Source organism: Psychrobacter sp. Ps2 (genome assembly GCF_022129405.1).
Classification (GTDB): domain Bacteria; phylum Pseudomonadota; class Gammaproteobacteria; order Pseudomonadales; family Moraxellaceae; genus Psychrobacter.
On record NZ_JADQAM010000055.1, the window covers coordinates 32,369 to 52,082 of the forward strand.

Here is a 19,714-nt window from a genome sequence, read left to right on the forward strand (position 1 = left end):
TACAAGACCAAGGTAGATAGCTTGTTTTTACTCAATCAAATAAATGCCAATTACTATAAGTATCAGGCAAAAAAAGCCTATCAAAAAAAAGATTGGCAACAATGTATTTATCAGTTTTCTGGCACCTTAAAACATAAAGCCACACTAACAGCCTTCCAAGCTGATATGTTTAATGATGCTAAAAAACAACTTCAACTTGAAAACTTTAATAAAGGAAAAAAAATAGCCGTCTGTGGCTGGGATTTATCACATAATGCTGCTGGTAGAGTACTCACTTTAGCTGAGCTCTACCAGCATTGTGGATACAATACCTCTATTATTGGATGTGTCATTTCATCTAACCCCAAACGTCCAAAGCAACTATGGGAGCCGATGCAGCTTTCAGATATTCTTTGCAGTTTCATAACAGTAAAAGATACTGCAGAACTAATTTATAAAGCCTTTGATTTCGTCCGATCACATCCTTTCGATATCATACACTTGTCAAAACCGCGATTACCAAACTTAATCATAGGTAGACTATATCAACTGATTTGGAATACTCACATAATTATGGATGTTGATGACGAGGAGTTAGGATTTGGTCAATTTGACAAGGGTTTTCTTCCAAAGAATACAGATATAACTAATATTCGTAGTGATTACTGGCTTAACAAAAGTGTTAGTTTGGCTAATACCTTTGACGCTATTACCGTATCCAATGCCGCGCTACAATTTAGATATTCAGGTATAGTAATCCCTCATGTTAGAGATGCTAATAAGTTTCTACCCTCAAAACAGCTTACTTTAGAAATGCGAAAGAAGTATGACGTACCACCTACGCAGAAAGTATTACTATTTTTTGGTACACCTAAGCCGCACAAAGGCTTAATTGAGACTGCACAAGCTCTGTCTCAAATAAAAGAAAACAACTTTTTATTCCTTATTATAGGTGATTTTATTAATAAAGCCTTTCAAGACAAGCTCACAGCTATAAAAGGGGTTAATTTCAAGTTCTTACCAAATCAACCCTATCATAGTATTAGTGAGTTTGTTTCAATGGGTGATGTATGTGTCATCTTACAAGATACTGACTCAATCATTAGCGAGTATCAACTACCTGCAAAACTTATCGATGCTCTAGCCATGGGGTTGACCGTTATATCAACTGAAACACCAGCTTTAAACTCGTTAATTGAAGATGGAGTCATTATTCCAACTAACAAAGAACAGCTTCCATCTACCTTGATACAGGTACTTTCTGAGCCAAGTAGGTCAGCGTTTAACCGTGACTATTTTTTACAGAATCTAAGCACTCAAGTCTTTATCCCAGTACTTACTGGTTTATTAAAAAAATTGCGCTCACAGAACCATCCCATTTACTCAAACAAGTGTTACGATATTATCACCTTAACTGAGTATCACCCATCCCCGTAGGACATATCCATATGCCTAAATTCATATTTAGAATACCTACTTATTATCAGCAAATACAAAAACGTAATTTCGCGCAAGCTTTAGCCCTATTGCCCAACTATCAATGGACAATAACAAGTAAGCGACGTTGGATGTGTGCGCGGTTAGGTATTTATACCCCACTGTTAGAAGCCGAGTGGCGAGGGGGTAGCGTCAGAGCTGGTGTAGCTTATGTACAAGCACTATCAGCTTACGGCAAGCTAGAGGAATGCGAAAAAGTTATTAACCGACTGATAAAAAGGCCAACCATATCCCGCTATCTGCCAGAGTTAATAAGAGAGCTTGCAAAGTACAACTTACCTCTAGCAATCAAACTTATACATACCCTACCCACAGCCAAGATCACGATCTATCATCGTGCATTGCAGTCAGCCTATTTACTCCAAAATAAAGCTAAAAATAATCAGCCAGAGAAAACTTTAGATAACCAAACACTAGTGGCTCATAGAGAACTAATACTCAATAGTCGCGAACACCCAGATCTCCTACTATTAGAGAGCAATTGGCAAGCGAATACTCATACAGATAAGCTGTATTATCTAAATAATTATCAATCGCTCTTTGATTTACCTAATTACAAAGTTATCGATGACAATGCCATATTTGATAGTCTAAATTTACAAGTAGAAAATTCTATTTATACCGCGCTCCTGTCTATGAATAAAGAAAAGCGGTTCAGAGTCAGTATTTTGACTACCATGTATAATGCCAGTAAATATATTCGCTCTACATTAGAGAGTTTCCTAAACCAAAGCTGGCATAATATCGAGGTGATATTGATAGACGATGCCAGTACTGATGACAGCTTAAGCATTGCACAGGAAGTGGCCAACAAAGACCCTCGTATCAAGATTATTCACCAAGAGACCAACACCGGTACTTTTTTGGCAAAAAACAACGGTTTAAGATATGCATCTGGTGAATTTATTATCTGCCATGATTCAGATGACTGGGCTCATCCTTTGAAGATTGAACACCAAGTAATGCCATTATTTCTAGACCAAACCTTAATGGCTACCACTTCAGATTGGATCAAAATTGACAATCAAGGAAGTTACTTCGCCCGCGCAGCTTTCCCCTATAAGCAAAAAAACCCAGCTTCTTTGATGTTTCGGCGTCATACTTTAAAGTATATGTTACAAGATGGTTTTTTATGGCAGCCTTTCCGTACAGGAGCAGACAGCGAGTTGTTTGAGAGGTTTAAATTAGTGTTTGGCAGCCAAAGTATCCGTCATATTAGTAAACCATTAACGTTAGGGGCTCATCGCTCTGACTCATTGATGAATGCAAAACATACAGGCACCCAAAGTACTGACTCTCGTATTCAGAGACTACAATACTGGGAAAAATGGCGATTAGAACATATCGAGATGTTGCGACGAGCACACTATTAACTATGCACTCATTTACTTATCATATTGAAAATCAGTAGAAAACAATAGAAACAGCCATCTAGCCGATTCCTCGGCCAATGCCTGTGTAATAACCTTCTAACTGCTGAATTTCTACTCGCCTAAGTAGGTTTTTAGCATCGAAAATAGGAGTCTTATTCTGATTTATTAATGAGATATCTGGACGATATTCCTCCGACCAATTTATAATAATAATAGCATCGATATGCTCAAGGTTCGCATAAGGAAAGTCGGTAAACTTCAGACGTTCATCAGAACTGTACTCTTCACTCAATTCATCTTTAGCTAAAGGATCGTAAACAGTCGTGATAGCATTGTGTCCCCATAGCAAAGGTAACACATTGTGAATCGCACTCCCTTTAGTTCTTCCTGTTCCTTCTTTATAACCAGCACCCCATATCATTATAGATTTACTGGCAATATTTGAATCGAAATATTGCCATAACTTACGGAAGATTAGTTCTTTCTGGTCATTATTTATATACACTACTTCATCAACGATATTAGCAGACAACTTTAAATCTAGTAGATGCTTTTTTAAAATCGCATTCTCTTTAGGTAACGTACTCCCACCATACCCCCAACCTGCTTTTAGAAATCCTACGCCTAGGCGATTATCTAGTTTTAGTAGTGATTCGACATCAAACATGTCTACAGCACAGTGATCGGCCAGCCTTGCTAATTCATTTATTAAACTAAGCTTACTGGCCATCAAATTCATCATGCAGCTTCGTGTAAACTCAATAGTTTTTAAGTTATGTAAGCAATAATTGTCTGTATGCTCTAAAAACTCTCTACAAACCACATTATTCTTAGCCGTGTTTTCTGTTTTTTCACCTATCAACAATAATCTTGGCTCGATAGTGGCCAAGAATATTGAAGCATCATTAAGAAACACAAACGGAATATAAAATACATTTTCTGAAGTTAATTGTTTAGCAATGCTTTCTATTCGGCCAATTTGGGTAATACCACTCAAACACACATCACAAGATTGATACTTTAGATAATCCAACAATTTCTGCTGAACAGCATCTGTCATTTGATCTAGAAATAACCAGTAGGTATCGAAATTTATTGAAGGAAGAACCGCTTGATCAAATGTACAATATATCAGGCTACCATCGTCAAGACTTTTTTGCCATTGATTGCACAGTGTTTTATCAAATTGATATCGGCGTACATGCTCATCTGCTGATTTAGATAGAGCATAAAAGGTAACTGATAGCCCAAAATAAGTAAGAGCCATAGCTCCTGCTACTGCTTTAGCATTGTTACCAATAATACAAATACTACTTGCTTGTGTAGATGTTTTTTTCATAGTTTATTATCAGGGTTGAAGATAGTTATAGGTTGCAAATACGCTTGAGCAATGCATTCGTCGAGTCGTCATAATCTAAAGATTGTTGATGAATAGCATCATTTAACTGCTTTGCCATCACCTTACCAATTTCCACACCCCATTGGTCAAATGGATTGATTCCCCACATTACAGACATCACATAGACTTTATGTTCATACATAGCAAGTATCATGCCCAGTGTTTTTGGTGATAGCTTATCAATTAATATGGTAGAAGATGGTTGGTTTCCTCGATAGTTTTTGTGCATAGCAGACATTGCGCTACATACCTCTTGTAAATCGACAGCTTCATTGCCAAATGCTAAAACTCGACTTTGGGCTAAACAGTTGGCCAAACTTAGTTTATGTTGTAGTAGTAGCTGTTGGTCGATATCTTGACGCTCTTCGTCATAGCGATTGATGAAAGCAATAAAGTCACAAGCCACTTCTTGGGTACCTTGGTGCAGAAGTTGGTAAAAAGCATGTTGAGCATTTGAACCAACTTCTCCCCATAATATAGGACAAGTATTAAAAGTGATCTTTTGACCTTTTAAATTCACTGACTTCCCATTACTTTCCATCTCTAATTGAGTCAAATAGTTAGGAAAATATTTCAAACGCCCATCATAGGGTAGGATAGCATGAGCATTTATATCCAAAAAACTACTATTCCATACAGCGAGCAACCCCATCATAACAGGGATGTTATCTGTAAAAGGAGTTTCGATAAAGTGCTTATCCATTAGATGTGCACCTGCTAATAGTTCATTGAAATTTTTCATTCCAATTTTAATAGCAACTGTCAAACCAATAGAAGACCACATGGAAAAACGTCCGCCAACCCAATCCCATAGATTCAACTGATTAGCCTTATGTATACCCCACGTATCCATTTTTTTGGCATCTGCAGAAATACCAATAAAGTGATTTCTTTTGATACTCTTTTCATTATCATAGCTATTAGATAACCATGCCAAAGCAGTCTGAGCATTTGAAAGTGTATCAGAAGTGGTGAAAGACTTAGATGAAATAATAAAGGCAGTAGTTTCAGGATTAAGCGTGCTTAACAACTTATCTAACTGTGTACCATCCATATTAGAAACAAAATGAGTTTCAATACAATTATAAAAAAGCCCTTTTTGTTTAATCTGTTCCTCTCCTGTCCATTCTGATAATGCCATACAGGCCATCAGTGGCCCAAGATCAGATCCTCCTACACCAATATTAACAACATCCTGAATAGCCTTACCCGAATAGCCTCTCCAAATGCCCGACGTCAATCTTTCTACGATAACGGCCATGCTATCCAAGCTTTGATGAACTTGTTTAGCAATATCAACGTTATCCACTATTAGACTAGCACCTTTGGGTAGTCTTAAAGCAGTGTGCAATGCGGGACGGTTCTCTGTCGTATTTACTTTGTATCCAGATACCAGCTTATCAATAGCATCACTCAAACCCATCTGCTCTGCAAATTCAATCAGTAATTTTTTAGTTGATTTATCAATTAGTTGCTTTGAGTAATCAAAGCACACACCCTCAAAATCAATTAGTAGATCCTCTGTTCTTCTATCGTTATTTTCGAACAGAGTCACTAAATCTGCAATTGTATTAGAGTGGTTGACCAATTTTTGCCATTGTGGAGCTAAGGTAGGATCATTCATGGCTTTGTCCAATATTGCATCTAAAAATATTTGTGTTTGTCAGCATTATCTTTTATTTCCAATGAGCACTTAGCATAATTGTAAAAAACTATCGCCTAGGAGTTGTCACACATAGATTTATAAAGGGTCATAAAGAGAAATTTAAATATAGCGCAGACACTGATTTAATAGATTAACTATGTTTGTTGCTCAGAAAAATAAGCAAAAGCTTTGAGGTAGGTGTACATACTACCTGCATCAAAACTATCTCCAATCATGGTAGTTACATCAACTCTTGTTGATGCAATCAATGCATCAATAGCATCTGTCAGTTGAATTTCCCCTTTTTTATCAGGTGCTGTTCTATCTAAATAATCTAAAATTTGATGATCAAACACATACCGTCCCACTACAGCCAAGTTCGAAGGAGCATTTTTAGCTTCAGGTTTTTCTACAAATCCGGCAACTGCTATACTTTGGTTTACTTTAGACTTGCTATAAACTTGGTTCTGTCCATCAAGTCTAGCAATACCATATTTATGGATATTCTCTTTTTCAACAGGATCAACAAGTATTTGAGAGTAACCAGTTTCAGAGAACTTTTGCGTCATATAGGCTAAATTTTGTTTTGCATAATTAGTTTTGAAAGGATCAATCACCACATCAGGTAACAATACTGCAAAATCGTGGCCATCGATGATAGGTCTAGCTGCTGCGACCGCATGACCAAGACCTAAGCGCTGACCTTGTCGTATGCTCGAAATTTTCACATCCTCTGGTAGCCATTGCAGATTATCTGCTAAAGATATCTTGCCTCCCTCACGCAATGCTGTATCTAATTCGACATTGATATCAAAATAATTCTCAATAGCCTGTTTTTGTGGATGTGTGACCAATACGATATGCTTAATGCCTGCTGCAATAGCTTCTTCAATGACGTAGTGGATAACAGGAAGATTACCTAAGGGCAACAGCTCTTTGGGAATACTCTTTGACAAAGGTAGCATGCGTGTACCAAAACCGGCTACTGGTATCACTGCATGTCTTACTTTCCTAACTTTATTAGTCATATTAAATCCATCCCGCTAATTTTTTGTCTTTTTTTGAGTAAGCATACTTACTTCATAATGAGATAATAGTATTTATATCTACGTATAGTACTTGCGCACTACTTCTACAAATTTATTTAAATCATTCTTTGGTAGTGCGTTGATTCCTGCAGCCCCTTCACGACCACCTCCAGTATTAAACTGACTACATATAGTGCTTGCACCATAAGGATTATCTTTAGGTGCTCTAAGGCTTATTGCATATGAGCCTTTAGAGTTATCAGTTACGATTACGACAGGCTTGCCTAGATTGGTCGCTGCTAACTGGTTACCATAGGTACCACTGATTCTACGAGCCCAGGGAGCGTCCTCTAGTATTACTACAATAAGGTCGTCATCAACCAACTGTTCACTGGCATCAGCTTTTGCAATGTCAGCTTCATAGCCCTGCTTAAGCAGCTGATACGGAGATTCTGAATCATTGACGACCTCAAATGGGTTATCGTAATTCACTAATCGTTGGTACAAATCTGCGGGATCAAAGTACAAGTCAGCAACCGAGTTACCATAACCATTGTAGTTAACTAAAATGCCTAGTTCTTTTAGCTGCTCACATTGTGTTTGAGTTAACCCTAAACGTTTGACATGTTCACTAGCAACATTGTCTAAGCCATCACCATAAATCGCAGCCACTGCCCATAATACATTTTTATCATTCAACATATTATTAATCAACAACCCTGTACATACTGTGGGCTCGGTATTAATTACTGTCTTTAAATTCTTATGCTCAAACAGCTTATCGGCCTTATGATGATCACAATAGAATAACGACTGGCAATGCTCTAAGACTCGCTTTACATCTTTGTCGTTTTTATCAAATGATACATCTAATACGGTGATCTGAGCATCATTTGCGAGGTTTTCATCAATCTTACTAACTAAAGCAATATCACGTTTTACACCAGTAATGAGTATTTGCTTATCATAAGCAGTGATAGGATGCGATTTCCTCAATTGTATTAAAGAAAAGATTCCATCAGCATCACCATTGAATACATCTATATACTTACTCATTAGTGAACTGCCTATTTGATAAACTGATTATTGAGCAAGTAGTCCACTACTTGACTGGCACATTGTTCGATGTCATCACAATTGGTCGATAGATGGATACTTGGAGCAATTGGTGATTCATACGGTGAATCAATTCCTGTAAAGTTCTTGATCATGCCATCACGTGCCTTCTGATAAAGGCCTTTGGGATCACGCTTTTCACAGGTTTCGAGTGGTGCGTCAACAAAAACCTCAATAAAACGTTTATCACCGATCAATGCTTTTGCCTGTAATCTATCGGCTCTAAACGGTGAAATGAAAGCGGTGCTTACGATGAGACCAGCGTCCAAAAAAAGGTTACTGACTTCAGATATACGGCGAATATTTTCTACTCGATCTGCATCACTAAATCCTAAGTCTTTATTGAGACCATGGCGCACATTATCACCATCTAGTAAATAGGTAGTATAACCTTTATCGAACAAAAGTCTATCTACAGCGTTTGCTATAGTCGATTTTCCAGAACCTGAAAGCCCTGTATACCATAGTATACAAGGTTCAGAACCAATCCTTTCTTTTCTCTCTTCAGGACACACACCTGCATCATGCCATACAATATTGGTAGCCTTACTCATGTTTCATCCTTAGTTTCAATAAAATCTCTAATACAATTATTAATTAAGTCTATGTAGTGGGTGTTTAAAATGGATAAACGATAGGAATCATAATAACACAGACTAAAGTGTACACTACGGTGATCAATCCACCCACTTTTACAAAGTCTTTTATCTTATAAAGTCCTGTGTTATAGACCATCAGATTGGTCTGATAACCAAAAGGACTAATAAAAGAGCAAGAGGCTCCAAAGCACACTGCCAATATCAATGGAAAAGCGTTAACGTCCATACCAATCGCTAAGCTATAGGCTATTGGAAACATCAAAGCAGCAGCCGCATTATTAGTCAAAAGCTCAGTTATCATGATTGTAAGAACCATCACGCCCAGTAATGTCCATACAGGTGCATAACCTGACAAGCTATTAGCAGCAAAGCTAGCTATCTGTCCATCCATGCCTACAGCTTGCATCGCGTTTGCTAAACTCAGTGCACTGACTACAATCAGCCAAATACTCACAGGAAAATGACGTTTTATTTCGTCGACACTAATACAACCTGTAAATAATAAAGCCGCAAATAAAAACAGTGATAAATCAAATAGCGATCTGCCCGTGACGACTGAGCCAATAATCATCGCTACAAAACCTACCATGACAAGTTTTTCGCGCCAGCCTGAAATCATATTATCTGGCGTGACTCCTGATAATATGTAAAAGTTTTTGCGTAAATTGTCACGACTGGCGAAGTCAGTCCCTGTCGCTAATAGCAATAAATCACCTGCTCGTAAGTGCACTTCTCCCAACTTACCACTGACCTGCTCCCCCTCGCGACGTATTGCCACGACAGCAGCATCGAACTTTGCTCTAAATCCAGTCTCTTTTAAGCTTTTTCCGACCAAGTTAGAGTCTTGCTTAATAGCAACCTCTGTCAGCTCTTGAGTTAACAATCCAGTTTTATGAGCAAAAAGCTTCAGTCCATCAAACTGATCCAACACTTGTATTTTTTTTACATTACCGCTGAACAGTAGCTTGTCCCCAGCCCTCAGCATTTGAGAGTGTGAAACAGGCCTAACTAACCGGTCGCTGCGTATGATTTCTACTAAAAACAAATCGACTAAATTTCGCAGACCTGCCTCTTCCACTGTTTTACCGACTAAGCTTGAAGTGCTTTCTAATTTTGCTTCTACAAAATATTCCTCAATATCCTCTTCAACCATCTCTTTTTCGGGTAACATAAGACTGGTGAAATAAAGAACAATAGCACCCAGCAAAAAGACAATGAGTCCGATTGGGGTTAGGTCAAAAAACCCGATAGCCTCATGACCTTGCTTCACCCACATACTATTAACCACTAAGTTCGTAGAGGTACCTATCAGTGTCATCGTACCGCCTAATGTTGCAGCAAAGCACATAGGTAGCAGTACACGGGCAGTATTCACCTGTGGGTTTTTTTGTATGCTGCTTATCATCGCAGCGACTACGGCTGTGTTGTTTAATACCGCTGAAGAGATACCTGAGAAGCTAATAGTGCGTATTATGGAGGAACGTTCAGATTTAGAAAACAACGAGCGAGTAAGCTGCGTAAGAACACTGGTCTTCTCTAACGCATATGCAATAAGGATCAGCAACACCAATGTCGCCAGTCCTTCGTTTGCTGCATTACCGAGTAAGGTTTGGCTATCTACCCACCCTAATGCAAATATCAACACAAGCACACTGCCAAAAATGGCTGTAGTATGTTGTTGAAACTTGACAAGTAAAACAACTAGGCCAACTAAAATAATAGTTAGCAACCACATAGATAGGGTCATATAGGCTTTTATCCCAACCTAAAACAAGACTATGTATAATATCATAAACAATAGTTTATCTGTTAATGGTCATCCCGACCATAGATATCACTGAATCTGACAATGTCATCCTCTCCGAGGTATGCACCAGACTGTACCTCAATGATCTCAAGGGGCACTTTACCTGGGTTTTCAAGAGAGTGTATCTCCCCTATTTCTATATAGATAGACTCATTCTCACGTAGTAGATGTTCAGTTAACTTGTCTTTATCAAACCCTTTTTTTACCAGAGCAGTACCACCTACGACCACCCAGTGTTCCGCTCGATGATAATGCATTTGCACCGACAGCTTTTGTCCGGGTTTCACAGTGATACGTTTTACTTGGTAGCGGTTGCTACTATCTACACTATCAAACTGCCCCCAAGGTCTGTGTACCTCACGGTGATAAATGTATTCAGGGCGCTTCTCTTGTTTTAACGTGCTGACCAAATCTTTGACTTCTTGTGAGCAGTCTAGGTTTGCAACTAGTAAAGCATCATCTGTTTCTATGATCGCAACGTTATCAAGGCCAATGGTGGCAATCAGCTTTTTGTTTTCAGAACGAATGATACTATTGGTCGTTTTTATGGTGATAGTATCCGCATCGATAACATTGCCATCTTTATCTTTTTCTCGATAGTCCCAAATAGCATTCCATGAGCCAAGATCATTCCAGTTGACATCGAGCTTGGCAACCAGACCTTTGTCAGTATGCTCCATAATGGCATAATCTAAAGAATCATCAGGACACTTGGCAAAAGCTGCTTCATCTATAGTATAAAAATCTGGATGAGTCTCATCAGCTGTGTAGGCAGCCTGACAAGCCTTTAAAATGGCAGGCTGATATTTTTCCATCTCCGCGACTAAAGTACTCGCTTTGAACATAAAAATACCGCTGTTCCACAGATAGTCGCCCTGTTCTAAGTATTTATTTGCGGTTTCCAAGTCTGGTTTTTCTACAAACTGAGCAATCGCACGCAATTTGTTTTGGTTCTGCGCATTTATATGCGCACCCATCTGGATATAACCGTACCCCGTCTCAGGGACGGTAGGAGTGATGCCAAACGTAATAATATGCCCAGACTCTGCATAAGAAAAACTCTGGTTAATGCTATCGAGCAGATCCTCAATATTGGCAATGGCATGATCAGAAGGTGACAACAATATGATACCGTCATCATGATGCGCTATGATGTGCAATGCAGCTAGTAATGCCGCTGGCGCGGTGTTTTTACCCATGGGTTCAAGAATGATGTCTGCTTCAACGCCGCTGTCCGTAATAGCATCAGCAGCAAGGAACTTGTGATCTTGGCTACACAGTAATAAGTTACCCGCGATATCAATACCCGATAGCCTAGTCAGGGTATCGACTATCATTGATTGATCACTGGCCAGATTAAAGAATTGCTTTGGATAGGCTTTACGAGATAGTGGCCATAGACGACTGCCAACACCACCCGCCATTACTGCATGGAATAACTTCATTAGTTAACCTTATTTAATTGGAGATAACTGTCTATTAAGTTTAATTACTACCAAATAAATCTCTTGTATAGACTTTATAGCTAATATCCTTAACTTCATCACCATGACTACATCAGGATTTATTATCGTTATTTCTTTTATAACAGGATCTACTGACTAAGTATTAAAATATTTTTTTTGATTGATCAATTAAGGTCTTTTTATTTTTTATCAATATCGACTGCTACGACTTTATTATACTGAGCGAGCAACAGAGCGTTCGATAGCCCTACGTAGCCTATGCCTGCTACTGCAATCAAATATTAAAACTCTCTCATGCAACTAAAGGATAGAGTTACGCTTCAACTTTCTTATTTAAAACAGAGTCTTTGAGCGATACTGCCAAGACTTTATCTTTATGATGACATAATATAAATGGTTATCAGAATACGAGGTGGAACCTAACTCATTTAAAGCATAAAGCCCTAATTATATATTATCAGGTATATAATTAGCCTAACATTCATTGAGAAAACAAAAATCTTGATTTTTCAAATCAGCTATATCCACCGTATTATGAGCATCAAAAATAAAACTATCAGCAATATCTTTTGTTGCGAGAAACTTGCGATTACTACGTTATATTAAATTATAATGAATATCCATACCAAGCAATCTAATTAACATATAGGATTTAAAATAAAAAATTAAATAAGTTATTTCTTATAATCAAGTAAATTATAATCCTCAGAATAGATATCTTTAATATAGTCTTCGATATATGGACTCAGCAATATATCTGAACTTTTATATCCTGATTTCTTCTCTCTAGATAATACTTGAGATCCATCGTAGTTGAGGCTTAAACCATAATCTTGATCCAATGACTCTATAATTTGAGACATGCCACTTTCAAGTTTATACACTCTAACTCCAGGTACAATATAGTCAGCCTGTGGCCTTAGATGACCATCAAAGGCCAACTCATTTGATAAATAACGCTTAATTAACTTAAGAGCGAACTGATTATTTTCATTGATATCTCTACTAAAATTATTACCAAACCTCATGGCCATTTCTGATTTAAAGCGTGTCATCGGATCTCGCACACAAGTGAATACCACTTCAAACTTACTTAAATCGAAGATAGCATTATACTGATGTTTATCCATATGTTGAGGGGATGTTTTTCTAATAGTGTTTAGGGACTTTGGTCCTCCAGCATCATAGTAACTTAGCTGCCAACCACTCGACGAAAAAGTTTTTTCAATAGTTGACCCTCCTGCTTTAGGAATATGAACAAAAAAAACGTAAGAATCACCTTTCTTAAAAACACTCATATAATTTCCAATCAATATACTTATTAGTTCTAATTTTAGAAGTTACCAACAGGCGAGTTTAATTCATTAAACACTTCTTCAAACTCTATATATAAACCACTTATCTCAGACAGCTTCTTTTTATTAACAATTTTTTCCAAATCCTTGCTGCACTCTTCATAATACATTTTTGCATCTAGTTTAGCCTCGTAGTTATCAACTGAATCTTTGAGGAAAACCTCTATCTTAGACAGAGACAATAAGGACGGTAAGACACCGGGGCCGCCTAACATTGAATGATTGATTTGCTTAACATCGTCAAAGAAACAAAAATCTTTACATTTGTTTTGGTACATTTTCTTCCAATACCTACCGTTTCTCCCACGCCTGCTGATAAATAGTATTTTTGCTTTCGTATAACCAATTAAATCCAAGAGATGGATCGCGCTACCTTCCTCAATAATGATTATGTCAGCATTAACAATATTTTCAATTTGTTGCTCAATACTATAATTTTCGGGGTTTATAACATGAAAACCATTTAAGCTTCTAAAAATATAATCCAGACCTAAGCACCTACCCATTGTTATGTAATTAGCACGAGAAAAAACATAATTACTTATTGTGAAGTTAGTATTTACATACTTTTGACTTATTCGTCTTAAAAAATCTACATAATCTTTGTCAGCCACATTACCGAGTGAGAATTCTTGTCTTTGTACTGTTAACTTATTGACTACAGTTTTTTCTAAAATCCATTTAATATTATTAATATCCACACCAAAATGGCTCTCGAAGGTAAATTTAATGTAAGAGGGTAAGTTTTCAATCCAATCAAAACTACCTCTAAATGGGCTAGGTAGAAAAAGTAGACCATCATACTTATGCTGGTTCTCAATATACCCTTTTAATCTATGAATACTCTCAGAGAAAAAATGTCCGAAATGCGGACTACAAATTCCTCCATAGAACCAATTGCCTTCTAAACGCTCATACTCTTCTGAAATCCTTAAGGCACTTTGAAGGTTTTCTGTATTTTCTACGGATCTTGGGCCTCGAATATGTAAAGCTGGAAATTTGAATGTATCGCCTGAATTTATATCGATTACACCAAACTCTCTAGAATCAAAATCAGTACCAAAATGGCTCTTTAAAGTTTGAGGTACTATTAAAAGATTATTATAAGTAATACTTTCTATCATTTAATGACTTCCAAATAAATTCTCTATTTCAAGAGTAAGCATCTTCAATATTAGTAACTTTAGACCAATGTTTGTTATTACGTTGGTACAATTTATCACCACGCAAAAACTTCCATAGCAATTGCTTTTCTATAATTGTACTATTCTCGTTACTAAGGAGACGGTTAAAATTTCCAGGCCCTGTAACTTGATAAGCACTACAACTCTCTTTGCGTGATATATTACCCAAAATTCTCTCAAATATAGATTTAAGTGCTTGGTTGTTTGGAGGTGCAACTATATATCCATTCCAAATAGCCCCAGTTGGCCTTGTAAAAATATATAAAGTATCAGCATTCAAATCAATAATTCCATCTACTCTTTTGTGTGCTTTATGAGACAGATCTATATACATACCACCTTTAGCTAATATATAGGCTACTCTGAAAAAATCCGACTGCATAGCTGCAATCTTTAAACTTTTAAAGCTTTCTACGATATGCTCGTCATAGTTTTCTATTAAGAAATCTATTGCAGAATCTCTGTTATATAATTGATAATTATAATCAGGGTAAACTTCTGACCACGAATTGCTCAATACTTTTAAGTTGTCAGATAGATTCTTATCTGACCAATATTGCACAATATTCTTTGGTATCAGCTGCTTGTTTTCATTTTTCAAGACTCTTTCCTTTTATTACTATTAATCATAGCATTATTAATGCTTTCGTAAATTAACTATATTGCTTAGTTTCTACTAAAAAATCGTATAACTCTAAATCTTCTTTATTAGCAGCCATTAGCTTGTCATAAAGCTCATCACCCATACTCTCTTGCAGGCTTTGCAACTTTTCATCGATGGTTTTTGGCTGTCTTGACACATTCTTTCTCTCTGCTGTCAGATCCACCTCTAAACCATTATCTTTCAACAATGCTTCTAACCGTTTGATAGAGTTATCAAAATCCCCCACATCACCAACGAAAGGCAAAGCTTCGATGGCTTTTTTTGCATTCACAAGTCGTTGTGTAGGATTGTTTCCTTTACCAAACATTCGGCTAAACTTTTCGGCATGAAAATTGCGACACTGATGATCATTAGGTATTGATAAGCGGGTCTCAATATAGCCACTGAGTGCCGTATTTCGAGCCAGAGTCGAGCCGAAGGTATCTGCGCCTTGATCACGCTCAAACGAATAAGCAGATATAATCCGGTCGATAGGATGACGCATAAATATCACGGGTATAATAGTGACATCCTCGATTTCTGGTGGTGGCAAAAAAGCAGTATGCGATGAAAAACAAATGGCTTGCGGTTCGTCGATAATCCACTGCTTAAGTTGTTCTGCATTACTTTTAGGATCACTTGGAAACTCTCGAGTAACCCATAAGTCACCAGGGAAGTTTCTGTTTAAAGTCGCATCCATTGATGTGCCAGCATTTTTAAACAAGTGATAATGCAATATAACCGTTCTCATAAGTTACCCCGTATAAATACCAATATAATTGAATATTTTTTGCATCATCTCTACACCATGTTTGTAACTAAAGGATTCTTGTGCGATGATTTGAGAGTTTTCTGAACACTTATTCCATAGTTGTTCATCATTGTAGAGCTGCAACACACCCTCAGCCAATCCTTGTTCATCATCTTTAATCCAAGCACTGATTTTGTGATTTAGACCAGTAGCCTCCGCGCCGACGCTTGTCAATACTTGAGGCACGCCATAAGCCATAGCCTCTAGTACTTTACCCTTAATACCTGCACCTGACAATAAAGGCGCCACGATAAGTCTATGATTGTGAAATACATCATCTAGATTTTCAGCAAAACCCACTATTTTAATGTTGTCTGACTCGAGCATTTTAATTTGTTCAGGTACATGGCTGCCATAGACATAAAATATAATGTTTGGATTGGCCTTAGCAATCAAAGGCATTACTTTCATCGCAAAGAACTCAACAGCTTTTACGTTAGGATGGTGGCGATATCCACCTAAGAAAGCGATACCCTCACGCTCTGCAAATGACTTACCAGCTGTTTTTGGTGAAAGCACCCAAGGGCACTTAAAGATATTATCTTGCTTCAATATATGCGATAGGATAACTGCGTGCTCTGTCTCATTATAGCTGAGCACAGCGTCTACCTTACCTAATACATCGAGCTCTTTGGCACGAGTCGCTAGCGCTTGCTCTAGCGTATACTCATTAGTTTTGCCAACGGTTCTCAATTCTCTTAAGAAGTGTAGGTCTGCATTATTGAAGATAATTTTCGCTTGAGTACGAGCGCGTATAGCGTCAAGATACTTCTCAGCGACTGAAAACCTAGTGATATAAATAGCATCGAACTCAGTGATACGTTTCTCAATGGCATCAAACACTGAGTTATAGAAAGGCGCATACAACACCTCAACCCCCATACGTTGTAAATCATGGGTTAGACTGCCCAAATGTGCCATGTTTTCAGGGACAAAAGTAACTTTAATACCCAGTGCTTGTATTAGCTTAATCTCTTCTACCGCAGCATAACTACCAGCATCAGTGGTTGGATTGGGAGTGGCATAATCAATCATCAATACTCGGTGATCGATACCTCTATCTTTTTCGATGTCTGGGGCGACCCCTTGCTTGCCATTGTGTTTGTATTCTTGGAACCACTTAGACTTAAAGGTAGATTCATTGACCACCTGATAAGCTTTGAGCCCTTTAGTAATATCTGTACCATGGCTCTGCCCTTCAAAGTGCACCACACGAGACAGTGGGCAGTAGATAGTCATGTAGCCGTGTTGACGAACCTTAAAGGCAATGTCTGTATCTTCATAATAACAAGGTACAAGCTCGATACTAAAGCCACCTACCTGCTGCCAAACCGTTTTTGGTATACAGAGTGATGCGCCTGATAAGTAATCTGCTTGACGGTTATAGTTATACTTAGGTTCAGAAGCATTAGCTCCGTTTCCATAGTTCCAAGGCTGACCACTGCCCCAGATAATTCCCCCAGCCTCTTGTAGAGTACCATTGGTGTTCAATAGCTTCGAACCCGTTAGACCAACTTTTTCATCTGCTTCAAAAGGGGCAATTAACTCATCTAACCAATAACTGGTGACCTCAGTGTCATTGTTTAAAAAGACGATATAATCGCCTTTGGCATACTCAGCCGCATTATTACAGTTGAGTAAAAATCTTAGATTTTCTTTACTTTTAACATGAACAATATTGTCTACAAAGTCTTCTAAATCGCTCGTCTCATCAGTGGAATTGTCATCTGCTACCAATACCTCGTAGCTGGTTTTATTGAATGCCAGGATAATCGATGCAATGCAGTTATAAGTGAGCTCAAACTTATTATAAGCAGGAATGATGATTGAGACTTCTGGATTGTCATGCTTAGGTAATATCAGTTTAGGGAATTTTTTCCTTCCCTGCCAGCCTTCAGCGATAACGTTATGCGCGGCGCCAACCACACTACTCTTTATCTGATTGTTCAAATTCAGCGCCAATGACTCATAACGGAACTGCGCTTGTTTGGATAATGCCATCATGCCTTGGCTATTAGAAGAGCTCTTCAAATACTCCCAAGGAGTTAGATTGTCTTGGAAGTGAATATAGTCTGACCATAAAAGGAAAGGAAAACCATCCACTCCTAGAGATATGAGCTTGCTGGTATTATCAAATAGAGCATGTGGTATATTAACCTTAAAAAAGTTTTCACCTTTATTCAGCATCACCGGTTGTCTATAAATAATACCCTCATTGTGGTATAACGAGATATTACTTTCACCTTCAAAACTCTCAGAGACGATGGTACAGTTCAATTCATTGGTTGGCAGCTTAAGCACGGCCCCCCAAAAATAACCGTTATGATATTCTAAGGTTGCTTTGCCACTTTTTTCTACTAAATTACCGTTAACATATAAATTGAGCTTAGAATCTGGTTTGAGTTTTGCATCTATATGGATTGGTAGCTGAAAGCCATTTGTGCCCTTTTCTGCTATACCCTTTTTGACTAAGTCCCCACGGAAAATTTCTGTGACACCTTTAGCTACTATTTGACCGTCGCTTGTTTCTATCGTAATAGTAGATACATCATTGTCACTATCTTTATCCAAACCCCAACCAAAGATAAAACCAGAATCAATTCTATCAATATATCCCATTACTTCATTTGCAGGTGCGACTGTCATACTGTTATATCCTCTACCATCTCATATAGCTTAGATTCAAAGACGAATCCAAGTAAAATTAAATTATTAAATTTTGCGGTTATCCATATTTGTAAAGTGCCAACCTGTAAGAAACTAGAGCATTTCTCAATTATTTCCTAAATAGCATCATCGGTCAGTTTGTTACACTAGTAAGTACTGAATGTATCATTATACATAAAACCCTATCCTAGGTACTAGGCATTTGCTAGGTTCTCCAGATATTCATACTCATTGTGAATATCTATTAACTTAACCCTAAGCTCAACAGATAATGCATTCGAATATTTCTTACTTAAAGTTCATGATATACTTTTATTAACTACATCTGAATAGAAATTATGGGGTTTTATGGACACTCATTTCCTACATCACGTTTTGCTACATCTGCATATTTTTAAAAATGCAGGTACCACCTTCGATCGTGCTTTATCAAAACTCTTTCAAGATCAAATGACTTCTTACGATACTGAAAATCCGGGTGCCCGTATTAGCATCGAACATCTAACTCAAATACAACAAGCTCATCCAGAATCTCGGGTCATTACATCACATCAAGTAGGGCTACCCGTACCTGTCTACTCAGGTGTAATATTCCATCCTGTCTTTTTCTTACGTAACCCTATAGAGCGTATCCAATCATGCTATCACTTCGAAAAAGACGTACAAAAGTTGATGAATGATGACGTTACGATGGAGATGTATGTTCGCCGAAATTTAAATAATCCAAAAATTAATGCATGCTTTGGAATACAACTTGCGACTATTACGGACAATCGTTATATCAATAACTGGAATCGTGATGAGTTGACTGACATCGTTGTTAACAGCGCATTGAATAACATGCAAACGGCTAGATGTTTTGGTTTAGTAGATCGTTTCGATGAATCTTTTGAATTCATTTGTCACCGTTTAGAAACGTACTTTCCTGAGCTTGCTCAGAATATTAAACCTGCTCAGCAGAATATCTCTCAGGCCTCTAAAAATATTGATGATAAGACCAAATATGTCCAAGAAAGTCTTTCCAAAGAGACTTACTCTAAGATGTTAGATGCGTTGAAGGGAGAAATTATTTTATATGAAACTGCTCAAAAAGTATTTGAGAACAGATACAACAAGTACTCAAAAAGAACTTAGTTGAAAAGATA

15 protein-coding genes are annotated in these 19,714 nt (G+C 37.6%); 3 read left to right on the top strand and 12 right to left on the bottom strand.

Annotated elements, in window-relative coordinates; all coding sequences use genetic code 11:
- Positions 1-21 precede the first annotated feature (21 nt).
- Together I3254_RS08460 and I3254_RS08465 are read left to right on the top strand one after the other, a co-directional pair.
- Positions 22-1,416 (top strand): glycosyltransferase family 4 protein, encoded by a 1,395-nt coding sequence (locus tag I3254_RS08460; RefSeq protein WP_238052513.1) that lies wholly within the window; start codon positions 22-24, stop codon positions 1,414-1,416.
- Between the two features lie 11 nt (positions 1,417-1,427).
- On the top strand, positions 1,428-2,849 hold the full coding sequence (locus tag I3254_RS08465) for a glycosyltransferase family A protein (RefSeq protein ID WP_238052514.1): 1,422 nt from the start codon (positions 1,428-1,430) through the stop codon (positions 2,847-2,849).
- A gap of 58 nt (positions 2,850-2,907) precedes the next feature.
- Here the strand turns inward: I3254_RS08465 and I3254_RS08470 are convergent, their stop codons facing one another.
- The 12 genes from I3254_RS08470 to I3254_RS08530 form a co-directional block, all read right to left on the bottom strand.
- Complete coding sequence (locus I3254_RS08470) at positions 2,908-4,188, bottom strand: UDP binding domain-containing protein (RefSeq protein ID WP_238052515.1); 1,281 nt, start codon at positions 4,186-4,188, stop codon at positions 2,908-2,910.
- 25 nt (positions 4,189-4,213) lie between these two features.
- Complete coding sequence (gene pgi, locus I3254_RS08475) at positions 4,214-5,872, bottom strand: glucose-6-phosphate isomerase (RefSeq protein WP_238052516.1); 1,659 nt, start codon at positions 5,870-5,872, stop codon at positions 4,214-4,216.
- A 176-nt stretch (positions 5,873-6,048) separates the two neighbouring features.
- The gene (locus I3254_RS08480) at positions 6,049-6,921 is read right to left on the bottom strand and encodes a UTP--glucose-1-phosphate uridylyltransferase (RefSeq protein WP_238052517.1); all 873 of its coding nucleotides are present in this window, start codon (positions 6,919-6,921) and stop codon (positions 6,049-6,051) included.
- Between the two features lie 78 nt (positions 6,922-6,999).
- Positions 7,000-7,977, bottom strand: coding sequence for a DHH family phosphoesterase (locus tag I3254_RS08485; protein ID WP_238052518.1), 978 nt, complete (start codon positions 7,975-7,977; stop codon positions 7,000-7,002).
- An 11-nt stretch (positions 7,978-7,988) separates the two neighbouring features.
- The gene (gene cysC / locus I3254_RS08490; protein ID WP_238052520.1) at positions 7,989-8,591 is read right to left on the bottom strand and encodes an adenylyl-sulfate kinase; all 603 of its coding nucleotides are present in this window, start codon (positions 8,589-8,591) and stop codon (positions 7,989-7,991) included.
- 64 nt (positions 8,592-8,655) lie between these two features.
- Positions 8,656-10,383 carry an SLC13 family permease gene (locus I3254_RS08495; RefSeq protein ID WP_238052522.1) on the bottom strand — a complete coding sequence of 576 codons (1,728 nt, stop codon included), beginning with the start codon at positions 10,381-10,383 and terminating at the stop codon, positions 8,656-8,658.
- 62 nt (positions 10,384-10,445) lie between these two features.
- The gene (locus tag I3254_RS08500) at positions 10,446-11,888 is read right to left on the bottom strand and encodes a mannose-1-phosphate guanylyltransferase/mannose-6-phosphate isomerase (RefSeq protein WP_238052523.1); all 1,443 of its coding nucleotides are present in this window, start codon (positions 11,886-11,888) and stop codon (positions 10,446-10,448) included.
- 695 nt (positions 11,889-12,583) lie between these two features.
- Complete coding sequence (locus I3254_RS08510; protein WP_238052525.1) at positions 12,584-13,207, bottom strand: sulfotransferase family 2 domain-containing protein; 624 nt, start codon at positions 13,205-13,207, stop codon at positions 12,584-12,586.
- Positions 13,208-13,242: 35 nt separating this feature from the next.
- Positions 13,243-14,388 carry a glycosyltransferase 61 family protein gene (locus tag I3254_RS08515; protein ID WP_238052526.1) on the bottom strand — a complete coding sequence of 382 codons (1,146 nt, stop codon included), beginning with the start codon at positions 14,386-14,388 and terminating at the stop codon, positions 13,243-13,245.
- 28 nt (positions 14,389-14,416) lie between these two features.
- Complete coding sequence (locus tag I3254_RS08520; protein ID WP_238052527.1) at positions 14,417-15,049, bottom strand: glycosyltransferase; 633 nt, start codon at positions 15,047-15,049, stop codon at positions 14,417-14,419.
- A gap of 52 nt (positions 15,050-15,101) precedes the next feature.
- Entirely contained in the window at positions 15,102-15,842 is a 741-nt protein-coding gene (locus I3254_RS08525; RefSeq protein WP_238052529.1) for a sulfotransferase family 2 domain-containing protein, read from the bottom strand.
- Between the two features lie 3 nt (positions 15,843-15,845).
- Positions 15,846-18,548: a glycosyltransferase gene (locus tag I3254_RS08530; protein WP_238052531.1), complete on the bottom strand. Its 2,703-nt coding sequence runs from the start codon at positions 18,546-18,548 to the stop codon at positions 15,846-15,848.
- Positions 18,549-18,917: 369 nt separating this feature from the next.
- Here I3254_RS08530 and I3254_RS08535 point away from each other — a divergent pair, with 369 nt between their 5' ends.
- Positions 18,918-19,703: a sulfotransferase family 2 domain-containing protein gene (locus I3254_RS08535; RefSeq protein WP_238052533.1), complete on the top strand. Its 786-nt coding sequence runs from the start codon at positions 18,918-18,920 to the stop codon at positions 19,701-19,703.
- Positions 19,704-19,714 lie beyond the last annotated feature (11 nt).

Excerpts from the sequence above, each read along its gene's own strand:
- I3254_RS08495 (WP_238052522.1), bottom strand. The coding sequence starts at position 10,383 with ATGACCCTATCTATGTGGTTGCTAACTATTATTTTAGTTGGCCTAGTT.
- I3254_RS08510 (WP_238052525.1), bottom strand. The coding sequence starts at position 13,207 with ATGAGTGTTTTTAAGAAAGGTGATTCTTACGTTTTTTTTGTTCATATT.
- I3254_RS08530 (WP_238052531.1), bottom strand. The coding sequence starts at position 18,548 with ATGACAGTCGCACCTGCAAATGAAGTAATGGGATATATTGATAGAATT.
- pgi (WP_238052516.1), bottom strand. The coding sequence starts at position 5,872 with ATGAATGATCCTACCTTAGCTCCACAATGGCAAAAATTGGTCAACCAC.
- I3254_RS08525 (WP_238052529.1), bottom strand. The coding sequence starts at position 15,842 with ATGAGAACGGTTATATTGCATTATCACTTGTTTAAAAATGCTGGCACA.
- I3254_RS08535 (WP_238052533.1), top strand. The coding sequence starts at position 18,918 with ATGGACACTCATTTCCTACATCACGTTTTGCTACATCTGCATATTTTT.
- I3254_RS08480 (WP_238052517.1), bottom strand. The coding sequence starts at position 6,921 with ATGACTAATAAAGTTAGGAAAGTAAGACATGCAGTGATACCAGTAGCC.
- cysC (WP_238052520.1), bottom strand. The coding sequence starts at position 8,591 with ATGAGTAAGGCTACCAATATTGTATGGCATGATGCAGGTGTGTGTCCT.
- I3254_RS08465 (WP_238052514.1), top strand. The coding sequence starts at position 1,428 with ATGCCTAAATTCATATTTAGAATACCTACTTATTATCAGCAAATACAA.
- I3254_RS08470 (WP_238052515.1), bottom strand. The coding sequence starts at position 4,188 with ATGAAAAAAACATCTACACAAGCAAGTAGTATTTGTATTATTGGTAAC.
- I3254_RS08485 (WP_238052518.1), bottom strand. The coding sequence starts at position 7,977 with ATGAGTAAGTATATAGATGTATTCAATGGTGATGCTGATGGAATCTTT.
- I3254_RS08500 (WP_238052523.1), bottom strand. The coding sequence starts at position 11,888 with ATGAAGTTATTCCATGCAGTAATGGCGGGTGGTGTTGGCAGTCGTCTA.
- I3254_RS08515 (WP_238052526.1), bottom strand. The coding sequence starts at position 14,388 with ATGATAGAAAGTATTACTTATAATAATCTTTTAATAGTACCTCAAACT.